The sequence below is a fragment of the Streptomyces sp. NPDC008092 genome, from assembly GCF_042957285.1.
Lineage (GTDB): Bacteria > Actinomycetota > Actinomycetes > Streptomycetales > Streptomycetaceae > Streptomyces.
In genome coordinates, this window is the sequence record NZ_JBIBHY010000006.1 from 459,671 (window position 1) to 471,342 (window position 11,672).

The 11,672-nt window shown below is 69.2% G+C and carries 11 protein-coding genes; 4 read left to right on the forward strand and 7 right to left on the reverse strand.

Annotated features, from left to right (window positions below; genetic code table 11):
- Positions 1-16 precede the first annotated feature (16 nt).
- Positions 17-637, reverse strand: coding sequence for a heme-copper oxidase subunit III (locus tag ACFZB3_RS22030; protein WP_189260663.1), 621 nt, complete (start codon positions 635-637; stop codon positions 17-19).
- Positions 638-815: 178 nt separating this feature from the next.
- Here ACFZB3_RS22030 and ACFZB3_RS22035 point away from each other — a divergent pair, with 178 nt between their 5' ends.
- Positions 816-1,217, forward strand: coding sequence for a hypothetical protein (locus ACFZB3_RS22035; RefSeq protein WP_294009076.1), 402 nt, complete (start codon positions 816-818; stop codon positions 1,215-1,217).
- Positions 1,218-1,339: 122 nt separating this feature from the next.
- Here ACFZB3_RS22035 and ACFZB3_RS22040 read toward each other — a convergent pair whose 3' ends face one another.
- The 4 genes from ACFZB3_RS22040 to coxB form a co-directional block, all read right to left on the reverse strand.
- Entirely contained in the window at positions 1,340-2,602 is a 1,263-nt protein-coding gene (locus ACFZB3_RS22040) for an Ig-like domain-containing protein (protein WP_391377447.1), read from the reverse strand.
- 152 nt (positions 2,603-2,754) lie between these two features.
- Entirely contained in the window at positions 2,755-3,153 is a 399-nt protein-coding gene (locus ACFZB3_RS22045; RefSeq protein ID WP_093503960.1) for a cytochrome c oxidase subunit 4, read from the reverse strand.
- Entirely contained in the window at positions 3,150-4,883 is a 1,734-nt protein-coding gene (gene ctaD / locus ACFZB3_RS22050) for a cytochrome c oxidase subunit I (RefSeq protein WP_391377449.1), read from the reverse strand. Before ctaD ends, ACFZB3_RS22045 begins: the two co-directional genes overlap by 4 nt.
- Complete coding sequence (coxB, locus tag ACFZB3_RS22055) at positions 4,880-5,842, reverse strand: cytochrome c oxidase subunit II (protein ID WP_391377451.1); 963 nt, start codon at positions 5,840-5,842, stop codon at positions 4,880-4,882. The genes ctaD and coxB overlap by 4 nt, the downstream gene beginning before the upstream one ends.
- A gap of 324 nt (positions 5,843-6,166) precedes the next feature.
- Between coxB and ACFZB3_RS22060 the strand changes: the two genes are divergently transcribed.
- Positions 6,167-7,543, forward strand: a complete 1,377-nt coding sequence (locus tag ACFZB3_RS22060; RefSeq protein WP_391377453.1) for an aminotransferase class V-fold PLP-dependent enzyme — start codon at positions 6,167-6,169, stop codon at positions 7,541-7,543.
- 86 nt (positions 7,544-7,629) lie between these two features.
- On the opposite strand, the gene ACFZB3_RS22065 is transcribed toward ACFZB3_RS22060, so the two are convergent.
- Positions 7,630-8,604: a PfkB family carbohydrate kinase gene (locus ACFZB3_RS22065; protein ID WP_391377455.1), complete on the reverse strand. Its 975-nt coding sequence runs from the start codon at positions 8,602-8,604 to the stop codon at positions 7,630-7,632.
- A 133-nt stretch (positions 8,605-8,737) separates the two neighbouring features.
- On the opposite strand from ACFZB3_RS22065, the gene ACFZB3_RS22070 reads away from it, so the two are divergent.
- Together ACFZB3_RS22070 and ACFZB3_RS22075 are read left to right on the forward strand one after the other, a co-directional pair.
- Positions 8,738-8,947 (forward strand): hypothetical protein, encoded by a 210-nt coding sequence (locus ACFZB3_RS22070; RefSeq protein ID WP_093503947.1) that lies wholly within the window; start codon positions 8,738-8,740, stop codon positions 8,945-8,947.
- A 105-nt stretch (positions 8,948-9,052) separates the two neighbouring features.
- Positions 9,053-10,915, forward strand: a complete 1,863-nt coding sequence (locus ACFZB3_RS22075; RefSeq protein WP_391377457.1) for a hypothetical protein — start codon at positions 9,053-9,055, stop codon at positions 10,913-10,915.
- A 79-nt stretch (positions 10,916-10,994) separates the two neighbouring features.
- Here the strand turns inward: ACFZB3_RS22075 and ACFZB3_RS22080 are convergent, their stop codons facing one another.
- On the reverse strand, positions 10,995-11,351 hold the full coding sequence (locus ACFZB3_RS22080; RefSeq protein ID WP_030951236.1) for an iron-sulfur cluster assembly accessory protein: 357 nt from the start codon (positions 11,349-11,351) through the stop codon (positions 10,995-10,997).
- Positions 11,352-11,672 lie beyond the last annotated feature (321 nt).

Here is an 11,672-nt window from a genome sequence, read left to right on the forward strand (position 1 = left end):
CGTGGTGCCGGCCCGGCTACTTGATCAGGTAGATCGTGGCGAAGAGGCCGATCCAGACGACATCGACGAAGTGCCAGTAGTAGGACACGACGATGGCCGCGGTCGCCTGCTCGTGCGTGAACCTCTTCGCCGCGTAGGTGCGCCCCAGGACGAACAGGAAGGCGATGAGGCCGCCCGTCACGTGCATGCCGTGGAAGCCGGTGGTCAGGTAGAACACCGAACCGTACGGGTCGGAGGAGAGGGAGATCCCGTCCTCCTTGACCAGGTTCGTGTACTCGTAGATCTGACCGCCGATGAAGATCGCACCCATGATGAAGGTGACGATGAACCAGCCCCGGAGCTTCTTCACGTCCCCGCGCTCGGCGGCGAACACGCCGAGCTGGCAGGTGAGGGAGGAGAGCACCAGGATCGTGGTGTTGGTCGCCGAGAAGGGGATGTCGAGATGACTCGCCATCTCCTTCCAGTGAGCCTCGCCGGTCACCGATCGCAGGGTGAAGTACATCGCGAAGAGGGCCGCGAAGAACATCAGCTCGGAACTCAGCCAGATGATGGTTCCGACGCTGGTGAGGTTCGGCCTGTTGACCGACGGGTGCGCGTGCCCGGTTTCTACTGTCGTTGCTGTCGCCACGACCGACATTATGTCGGTCGCTTATCTCGCGCTCACTCCGGGGGGTGCCGTTCGGAGTGTCCGCCCCCTGTGTAGTGCCCGGATGGCCCATCGAAGCGGTGTTCCAACAGGTGTTGACGAGGTGTTCAGGGGAGTAGCATCCGGCGCATCGGTCCTGTCCGTACGACGCTGACGTCTCGGAGGAACAATGCAGCCGACCGCCACGGTGCTGGTCTACAGCGACGACTCCAACACCCGCGAGCAGGTACGGCTCGCCGCCGGCCGGCGACCGGCTCCCGATGTGCCGTTCGTCGAGTTCGTGGAGTGCGCGACGCCCGCGGCGGTCCTCGCCGAGCTGGACAAGGGCGGGATCGACGTGTGTGTCCTGGACGGCGAGGCCGTGCCGATGGGGGGCATGGGCATGTGCCGGCAGATCAAGGACGAGGTGTTCAACTGCCCGCCGGTGCTGCTGCTGATCGGGCGGCCGCAGGATGCGTGGCTCGCCACGTGGAGCCGGGCGGACGCGGCTGTGACGCTGCCGGTGGAGCCGGTGGAGTTCGCGGGGGCGCTGGCGTCCCTGTTGCGGCAGAAGAGGCTGCAGAGCGCCTAGGAGAGGGTGGGGCGCGGTGCGTGCGCGCGTGCGGGCCGGTGGGCGCCGTTCGCGCCCACGCGGCGGTAGCCGCATACCGGATAACGCCCCGCGCCCCTGGGTCGGCTGCCCTTGAGGGCGGTTCACAGTGCGGCCGGCTGCACTCTCGCCGCGTCCTGGGGCTTCTGGCCGTCCTGGGTGCCGTCGGTGAGGGCGCTGCCCTTGCGCCAGTCCTTCCAGGCGAGGTTCCAGTCGCCGAAGCCGTTGCCGAAGGCCTCCATCGTCTTGCCGTTGGAGTTGACGACCTTCACCAGGTCGCCCGGGTGGACGGTGTCGAAGAACCACTCGGCGTTCGAGGTGTTCATGCCGGTGCAGCCGTGGCTGACGTTCTCGTACCCCTGGGACCCCACCGACCAGGGCGCGGCGTGCACGTACTCGCCCGACCAGGTGACCCGGGTGGCGTAGTAGACCGGCAGGTCGTACGAGTCCGAGGTGCCCTCGGCGATGCCGACCGTGGTGCCGCGCATGCGTACGAAGTACTGCTTCTCCAGGACGACCTTGACGCCGTTGCGGGTCTCGAAGCCCGGTTTGCCGGTGGTGACGGGGATCTGGTTGATCTCCTTGTCGTCCCTGTAGACCGTCATCTGGTGGGCGGCGGCGTCCGTGACGGCGAGGAGCTTGTCGCCGATGGTGAGCTTGAGGGGCGCGGCCGCGCCGCCCCACAGGCGGTCGCTGATCCTGATGCCGTCCAGGTTGCTGTGCACCTGGACGGTGGCGTGGGCGGGCCAGTAGTCCTTGGGCCGGTAGTGGAGTTCCTTGTCGCTCACCCAGTACCAGGAGCCCTCCACGGCCGGGACGGAGTCGACCCTGAGGGCGCGCTCGACGACGGCGCGCTGGGCCTTGTCCTTGATCTCGTGGTCGAGTTGGGCGGTGACCGGCTGGCCCACGCCGTACTCGCCCGCCTTGGGGCCGAAGGTGACCTTCAGTCGCTGCCGGGTGGTGAGCGTGCTGGTGTCGAAGGTGAGGATCTTGCGGCCCTGCGCGCCGTCCTTGTCCTCGGTGCTGACCTGGACCGTGTAGTGGGCGTTGGCGGCCAGCGGGGAGGTGCTGTGCCAGCGGCGGCCGTCGGCGTCGAGTTCGCCCGCCACGAAGCGACCGGTGGCGTCCTGGGCCGTGACGTCCGTGATGTGGTCCTCGTCGCTCTTGGCGACGACCTCCAGGGGCTTGTCGGGGTCGGCCCGCTTCCCCGTCCCGGTGGGGGTGTTGAAGGAGATCTGGTCCGCCGCGTCGTACGGCTTGTCCGCGAGGGGGTTGCCGTCCGAACCGCAGGCGGTGACGCCCGCTCCGAGGGCGATCACCAGCAGGGTGCAGCTGACGACGGTACGGGCGCACGGAGAGTGACTCATACTGTCACGCTATGAGATGTTTTCCGGCCCGGCGCGGCAGGTAGTCCGGACGGGGGACGGGCGCTGCGCCGAAGGCGCGAACGGGCCGGAGACGGCAGGAGCCCGGACTCTCCTGACGGAGGGTCCGGGCTCCCGCTGCGCTCGGTACGTGGTTACTGGGTGCGGTTCTCACCGCGGTAGTACTCGAACACCCAGCCGAAGAGGCCGATCATGATGATGGGTGCCGAGAAGTACAGCAGCCACCAGCCGACGGCAACACCGAGGAAGGCCAGCGCGCCGCCGACGCCGAGGGCGAGCGGCTGCCAGCTGTGCGGGCTGAAGAAGCCGATCTCGCCGGCCTCGTCCGCGACGTCGGCCTCCTTGTTGTCCTGGGCACCCGCGTCGACGCGCGAGGCGGTGAAGCCCAGGTAGAAGCCGATCATGATGCACAGGCCGAAGGCCAGGAAGAGCGCCGTGGTACCGGCCGGCTCCTTCGACCACACGCCATAGACGATCGCGATGACGAGGACGAAGACACTCAGCCACACGAACATGCGGCCCTGGATCTTCACTTGCCGGCCTCCTTGCTGCCCGCGACAGCGGCGACGGCGTGCCCGTGCTCCAGCTGCTCAAGGGCGGCGATCTCAGGGTGGTGCAGGTCGAAGGCCGGCGATTCGCTGCGGATCCGCGGCAGGGTGACGAAGTTGTGCCGCGGCGGCGGGCAGGAGGTCGCCCACTCCAGCGAACGGCCGTAGCCCCACGGGTCGTCGACGCCGACCGGCTTGCCGTACTTGGCCGTCTTCCACACGTTGTAGAGGAACGGCAGGATCGACAGGCCGAGCAGGAAGGAGCTGATCGTCGAGATCGTGTTCAGGGTGGTGAAGCCGTCGGCCGCCAGGTAGTCGGCGTACCGGCGCGGCATGCCCTCGGCACCGAGCCAGTGCTGGACCAGGAAGGTGCCGTGGAAGCCGATGAACAGCGTCCAGAAGGTGATCTTCCCGAGCCGCTCGTCGAGCATCTTGCCCGTCATCTTCGGCCACCAGAAGTGGAAGCCGGAGAACATCGCGAAGACGACCGTGCCGAACACCACGTAGTGGAAGTGCGCCACCACGAAGTACGAGTCGGAGACGTGGAAGTCCATCGGCGGCGAGGCCAGGATGACACCGGTCAGACCACCGAAGGTGAAGGTGATCAGGAAGCCGGTGGCCCACAGCATCGGTGTCTCGAAGGACAACGAGCCCTTCCACATGGTGCCGATCCAGTTGAAGAACTTCACACCGGTCGGGACCGCGATCAGGAAGGTCATGAAGGAGAAGAACGGCAGCAGCACACCGCCGGTGACGTACATGTGGTGCGCCCACACCGTCACGGACAGACCGGCGATGGAGATGGTCGCGGCCACCAGACCCATGTAGCCGAACATCGGCTTGCGGGAGAAGACCGGGATGACCTCGGAGATGATGCCGAAGAACGGCAGCGCGATGATGTACACCTCTGGGTGGCCGAAGAACCAGAAGAGGTGTTGCCAGAGCAGCGCTCCGCCGTTCGCGGCATCGAAGACATGTGCCCCGAATTTTCGGTCCGCCTCCAGGGCGAACAGCGCCGCGGCGAGGACCGGGAAGGCGAGCAGGACCAGGACGGCGGTCAGCAGCACGTTCCACACGAAGATCGGCATGCGGAACATCGTCATGCCGGGTGCGCGCATGCAGATGATCGTGGTGATGAAGTTGACCGCGCCGAGGATGGTGCCGAAGCCGGAGAAGGCCAGACCCATGATCCACATGTCGGCGCCGATGCCCGGCGAGCGGACCGCGTCCGACAGCGGCGAGTAGGCGAACCAGCCGAAGTCCGCGGCGCCCTGCGGGGTGAGGAAGCCGCCGACCGCGATGGTCGAGCCGAACAGGTACAGCCAGTAGGCGAACATGTTCAGCCGCGGGAACGCGACGTCGGGGGCGCCGATCTGGAGCGGCATGATCCAGTTCGTGAAGCCGGCGAACAGCGGCGTCGCGAACATCAGCAGCATGATCGTGCCGTGCATCGTGAACGCCTGGTTGAACTGCTCGTTCGACATGATCTGCAGACCGGGGCGAGCGAGCTCGGCGCGCATCAGCAGCGCCATCACACCGCCGATCAGGAAGAACGCGAACGACGTGACCAGATACAGCGTTCCGATGGTCTTGTGGTCGGTGGTGGTGAGCCACTTGATGACCACGTTGCCGGGCTGCTTGCGCCTGACCGGCAGCTCATCTGCGTAAGAGCCTTCAGCTGCCGCGGCACCCTGGGGTTCGTTGAGGATGCTCACAGGTTGTTCGTCTCCCGGTTCTTCTCGTGGCTCGTCTGCGCGATGCCGGCGGGAATGTAACCGGTCTGCCCCTTCTTGGCGAGGTCCTTGAGGTGCTGCTGGTAACGCTCGGGCGAGACGACCTTCACGTTGAACAGCATCCGGGAGTGGTCGACGCCGCAGAGCTCGGCACACTTGCCGAGGAAGGTGCCCTCCTGGTTCGGAGTCACCTGGAACGCGTTGGTGTGGCCCGGGATGACGTCCATCTTCATCAGGAACGGCACCACCCAGAAGGAGTGGATGACGTCACGCGAGGTGAGGACGAAGCGGACGGTCTCACCCTTGGGGAGCCAGAGCGTCGGACCGGGGTTGCCGGTCTGCGGGTTCTTCGTGCCCGGCGTACCGACGTCGTAGACACCGCCGGCGTCGGCCGGGAACGCGTCCTTGAACCGGGTCGGAATGGCGTCCAGGTTCTTGTCGGTCTTCGCGTCGCCGGTCACGCCGTCGACGGGCGTGATGTAGTTGAAGCCCCAGCTCCACTGGAAGCCGACCACGTTGACCGTGACGTCCGGCTTCTTGTCGGAGAGGCTGAGCAGCTTCGTCTCGTCGCGGGCCGTGAAGTAGAACAGCACGGAGACGATGATGAGCGGCACGACCGTGTACAGCGCCTCGATCGGCATGTTGTACCGGGTCTGGGCCGGGACCTCGATCTTGGTGCGGCTGCGCCGGTGGAAGATGGCGCTCCAGATGATCAGACCCCACACCAGCACGCCGACGGCGAGCGCGGCGGCCCAGGAGCCCTGCCACAGGGAGAGGATCCGCGGAGCCTCTTCCGTGGTCGGGGTGGGCATACCAAGGCGGGGGAAGTCCTTGTATGTGCATCCGGTAGCGGATACCAGGACCAGGCCCGCGGTCATTGCCTGCAGCAGCTTCCGCCGCATCGGGCGCCGCGGCGAGCGGTCGGAGCCGTTGGGACTCACGTAGCGCCTTCCCGAGAGTCTCGCCCGCGCGGTTGGCTGCGGCCTTCTCGCTGGTCGGTCGCCGCCCTGCGTCGGGCAGGGGTTTGGATGTTTATGCGGACCAAACCCTAGCCGACGCGATTCGGGGGTTCGCGGGGAGGGGGGCATACGCGCCGCCTGTCACTCCGTAGGGGTGGGAATGGGCGCCTAATAGCTCGGGTTGTCGCGGTTTGCGGTGCGAGTGCAGGTGCGTGGGGGCTGGTCGCGCCCCGCGGCGGAGCCGCATATGGGCACAGCCCCGCGCCCCTGAGGTTGGGTGATCCACCGGCGTCTTACCGTTGCTGTGTGCCCTACTTTGACGCTGCGTCTGCTGCTCCCCTCCACCCTGTGGCCCGTCAGGCTTTGTCGGCTGCTCTGGACGACGGGTGGGCCGACCCTTCTCGTCTCTACCGGGAGGGGCGGAAGGCGCGCATGTTGCTGGACGCCGCTCGGGAGGCGGCCGCCGAGGCCGTCGGGTGCCGACCGGACGAGCTGACCTTCACCCCCTCGGGCACCCGGGCCGTACACGCGGGCGTCGCGGGTGCGTTGGCCGGTCGTCGTCGCGTCGGACGTCACCTGATCGTGTCAGCCGTCGAACACTCCTCGGTGCTCCATTCGGCCGAGGTGTTCGAGGCGGACGGTGGACAGGTGACGCAGGTGCCGGTGGCGCGGACAGGTGCCGTGGAGGTGGAGTCGTACGCCTCCGCGCTCCGCCCCGACACCGCGCTCGCCTGCCTCCAGTCGGCCAACCACGAGGTGGGCACCGTGCAGCCGGTGGCGGCGGTGGCCGAGGTGTGCCGGGCGGCCGGGGTGCCGTTGCTGGTGGACGCGGCGCAGTCGCTGGGGTGGGAGCGGGTGGCGGGCGACTGGTCGTTGCTGACGGCGAGTGCGCACAAATGGGGCGGGCCGAGCGGGGTCGGGCTGCTGGTCGTCCGCAAGGGGGTGCGGTTCGCCGTCCAAGGGGCCTCGGACGAACGGGAGTCGGGGCGGGCGCCCGGCTTCGAGAACCTGCCGGCGATCGTCGCGGCCGCGGCCTCGCTGCGGGCCGTACGGGCGGCGGCGGAACAGGAGGCCGTACGGCTGCGGGAGCTGACGGCGCGGATCCGGGCGCGGGTACCGGAGTTGGTGCCGGACGTGGAGGTGGTCGGCGATCCGGAGCGGCGGCTGCCCGGGATCGTCACCTTCTCCTGTCTCTATGTCGACGGGGAGACACTGCTGCACGAGCTGGACCGGGAGGGCTTCTCCGTGTCGTCCGGATCGTCCTGCACGAGCAGCACGCTGACGCCGAGCCATGTGCTCAGGGCGATGGGTGTGCTGAGTGAGGGGAACGTGCGGGTGTCGCTGCCGACGGGGGCCGCCGAGGGGGACGTGGAGCGGTTCCTGGAGGTGCTGCCGGGGGTGGTGGCGGGGGTGCGGGAGAAGTTGGGCGCGCCCACGCCGTCGGCGGCCGTGCAGGAGGACGTACTCGTCGTGGACGCCCTCGGCAAGCGGTGCCCGATCCCCGTCATCGAACTGGCGAAGGTCATCGGCACCGTGCCGGTGGGCGGCAGGGTCCGGGTCCTGTCCGACGACGAGGCGGCACGACTGGACATCCCGGCATGGTGCGAGATGCGGGGCCAGGAGTACGAGGGCGAGGAGAAGGCGGAAAAAGGAACGGCCTACTTGGTCCGCCGGGTGAGCTGAGCGCCCCGTCAGGGGTGGGGGGCTGTATCGATCCGCGGCTGCCGCCGCGTGGGTGCGACCAGCCCCCACGCGCCCGCAGCCGGAACTCAGACCAGATGACCCCGGACCTCTTCGGCGGCCTCGTCCCCGTACGCCTTGGTGAACCGCTCCATGAAGTGGCCCCGGCGCAGCTGGTACTCCTGCGTCCCCACGGTCTCGATGACGAGCGTCGCCAGCATGCAGCCCACCTGGGCCGCCCGCTCCAGCGAGACCCCCCACGCCAGCCCCGAGAGGAACCCCGCGCGGAACGCGTCGCCGACGCCCGTCGGGTCGGCCTTGCGCTCCTCGTCGGGGCAGCCGACCTCGATCGGGTCCTCGCCCACCCGCTCGATCCGCACCCCGCGCGCGCCGAGCGTGGTGACCCGGTGGCCGACCTTCGCGAGGATCTCCTCGTCGCTCCAGCCGGTCTTCGTCTCGATGAGCCCCTTCTCGTACTCGTTGGAGAAGAGGTACGTCGCGCCCTCCAGCAGTATCCGGATCTCGTCGCCGTCCATCCGGGCGATCTGCTGGGAGAAGTCGGCGGCGAAGGGGATGGACCGGGTCCGGCACTCCTCCGTGTGGCGGAGCATGCCCTCCGGGTCGTCCGCGCCGATCAGGACCAGGTCGAGTCCGCCGACCCGGTCGGCCACCGTCTTGAGCTCGATCAGGCGGGCCTCGCTCATCGCGCCCGTGTAGAAGGAGCCGATCTGGTTGTGGTCGGCGTCGGTCGTGCAGACGAAACGCGCGGTGTGCAGCGTCTCGGAGATGCGGACGGAGTCCGTGTCGACGCCGTGCCGGTCGAGCCAGGCCCGGTACTCGTCGAAGTCGAAGCCCGCCGCGCCGACCAGGACCGGCGCGGTGCCGAGCTGTCCCATGCCGAACGCGATGTTCGCGCCGACGCCGCCCCGTCGTACGTCCAGGTTGTCGACCAGGAAGGACAGCGAGACCGTGTGCAGCTGGTCCGCGACCAGCTGGTCGGCGAAGCGGCCGGGGAAGGTCATGAGGTGGTCGGTGGCGATGGAGCCGGTGACTGCGATGCGCACGGCTGGGACTCTCCTGAGGGGGAGGCGTGATTGACAGTTAACGCTACCGGGTCGGTGTGGGCACTCTGAAGGTGCCAAAACTACCCGATAGTAGATCTTTCTTCCCGGCCCATGGCGTGCCTACGGTTCCGTCATGACGAACCTCAAGGTCCACGCCCCCGCTCCGGCCGACCTCGACGGCGATCTCGCGTCGCTGCGCGGGGACTGCGCCCGGATGGCTCCGCACTGGGCCGTGCCCGATCACAGCGATGCCCGCCCGGTGCCGCCGTCACTCATCCACGGGGTGACCGTGCCGAAGAAGTCCGCCAGGCTGCTGGACGCGATGTCCGACTACGGCGACTGAGTTCCCGCCCGGCGCGCTCCCAGGGAACCGCGCGCTCCCCTCCCGCGTCCCATCGCCGTCCCCCGTGAAGGGGAGGCGGGATACGACACGGCAAGGAGCGATGCGGTGAAGAGCGAGCGACCCGAGAACGACGACAACGCGGCCGGAGGCGGCACCGGGGAGCCCACCGAGGCCCGGCAGGCCACGGAGTCACCGAAGGCCGCCGAGGCCGAGGTGACCGCCGACGCCGACGCCGCTGCCGACGCGCAGGCCACCGCCGAGTCCGCAGAGGGCGCCGAGGGCGCCGAGGGCGCCGAGGGCGCCGCTTCGGAGGTTCCCGAGCCGGAGAAGGCTCCCGAGCCGGAGGAAGCCCCCGAGCCGGACGTCGCTCCTGCCGCCGAGGCCGCCGCAGAGCCCGCGGAGCCTGCGGAAGCCCCCGTCGAGCCGGAAGCCGCGACGCCCGCCCCCGCCGCCGTCCCCGAGGCCCCCGGCGCTCCCGAGACCCCGGTGGCCGAGCCCGGCGCGGACCACCCCGCCCCCCGCCGCCGCTCCCCCGCCCTCGTCGTCGCCTCCGTGGCCGCCGCCGTCCTCCTGGTCGGTGGCGGCGGTGCCTACCTCGCCGCGGGCACCGGCTCCGGCGGTGGTTCCGGCGGCGGTACGAGCACGGGCGCGTCCGGCGGTGCCACGCCCCCGCCCCTCGCCCTGGACGGCTACTCCTCCGGCGGCAACGGCATCGCCCCGGGCGAGCCCAACCCGTACGGGGTGACGTACAAGGCCGGCGGCACGCTCCCCGCCGGCCCCGGCTCGGCCGCCGTGTACCAGCCCTCCGGCGAGGTCTCCAAGGACCGGGTCGCCGCGCTGGCGAAGGCGCTCGGGATCGAGGGGACCCCGGTCGCCGAGGGCCAGGTCTGGAAGGTGGGCACCGACAACGACGGCTCGGGCGGGAGTCTCCAGGTGAACCGGACCGCCCCGGGCATCTGGACGTACAGCCGCTACGCCCCGGGCACCGACAACTGCAAGAGGGGCCTGGTGTGCACCCAGGACCCGGCGGCGCCGGCCGGTGACCCGGTGAGCGTGAGTGACGCCGAGAAGGCGGCGGCGCCGGTGCTGAAGGCGCTCGGCCAGGACGAGGCGAAGCTCGACGCGGACCAGGTGATGGGCGCCCAGCGGGTGGTGAACGCCGATCCGGTGGTCGGCGGGCTGCCGACGTACGGCTGGACGACCGGGCTGACCGTGAGCAAGCAGGGCGAGGTGGTCGGCGGCAACGGGATGCTGGCGACGCCGGCCAAGGGCGACACGTACCCGGTGCTGAGCGCCGCGAAGACGCTGGAGCTGATGAACGCGGCGCCGCGCTCCGACCACCGGATGGGCATCGGCGGCTGCGCCAGTTCCGTACCGCTGAAGGACCGGCTGGAGCAGCCGTGCGGCGCGTCCACACCGTCCGCGTCGTCCGCCTCGTCCGGCTCGTCCACGTCGGCTGCTTCGTCCGCGGCCCCGGCCGTGATCGAGAAGGCGGTGTTCGGGCTCGCCGCGCAGTCCGTCGCCGGGCGGCAGGCGCTGGTGCCGTCCTGGCTGTTCCAGGTGCGCGGGGCGGCGGACTCGTACACCGTGACCTATCCGGCGGTGGACCCGGAGTACCTGGCCTCCTCGTCGCCGGCACCCTCGGCGAGTGCGAGTGCGAGCGGCTCGGCGGGGGCCACGAAGGACGTGAAGGTGGACGGGTACACGGCCGACGGCCGCGATCTGACCGTCGCCTTCACCGGCGGGGTGTGCGCGGACTACAAGGCCACGGCGGACGAGGGTTCGGAGCAGGTGGTGGTGAAGGTGACCGCGACGCCCTGGCCGGACAAGATCTGCGTCATGATCGCCAAGCAGTACCACCAGACGATCCGCCTGGACGCGCCGCTGGACGGCCGGAAGGTGGTCGGCACGGACGGCAGCGCCGTCCCGAAGGAGAAGGCGACGACGCTGAACCCGCAGGTGGGCTAGGCGGGCACAGCACGCAACGACGAAGGCGGCGGCCCCTCACCACGAGGGACCGCCGCCTTCCCGCTGTGTGCCCCTCGGCTCAGCTGAAGGAGTCGCCGCAGGCGCAGGAGCCGGTCGCGTTCGGGTTGTCGATCGTGAAGCCCTGCTTCTCGATGGTGTCGACGAAGTCGATCGACGCGCCGCCCAGGTACGGGGCGCTCATGCGGTCGGTGACGACCTTGACACCGCCGAAGTCCTTCACGACGTCGCCGTCGAGGGAACGCTCGTCGAAGAAGAGCTGGTAGCGCAGGCCGGAGCAGCCACCGGGCTGGACGGCGACGCGCAGGGCGAGGTCGTCACGGCCTTCCTGGTCGAGCAGGGCCTTGACCTTGGCCGCGGCGGCGTCGCTCAGGATGATGCCGTCGGTGGCGGTGCTGGTCTCGTCCGATACGGACATCTACATCTCTCCCGGGTTGTACGGAGACTGCTTGCCGACGAGTGCAACCGGCGGGTCCGCTGATTCATTCCGGGCCGGCATGCGCGTTCTCGCGTTTTTCCTACGTCTTCATGCTCGCACATGCCCGAGGTGACGCACAGCAGTCGCCGTGGCCACCCACGGCGACCTGCGCACAGGGCGACCACCCCGCGTCCACCCGCCGGCCATCCTCCCGTTCGGCGCCGGGATTGATGTCACATCGACGCTATGGCCATCGTCAAAGTGACGTGAAGCAGTTATGATAGATAACGTCAGAACGACGAAAAGTAGAAAGGGTGCGTG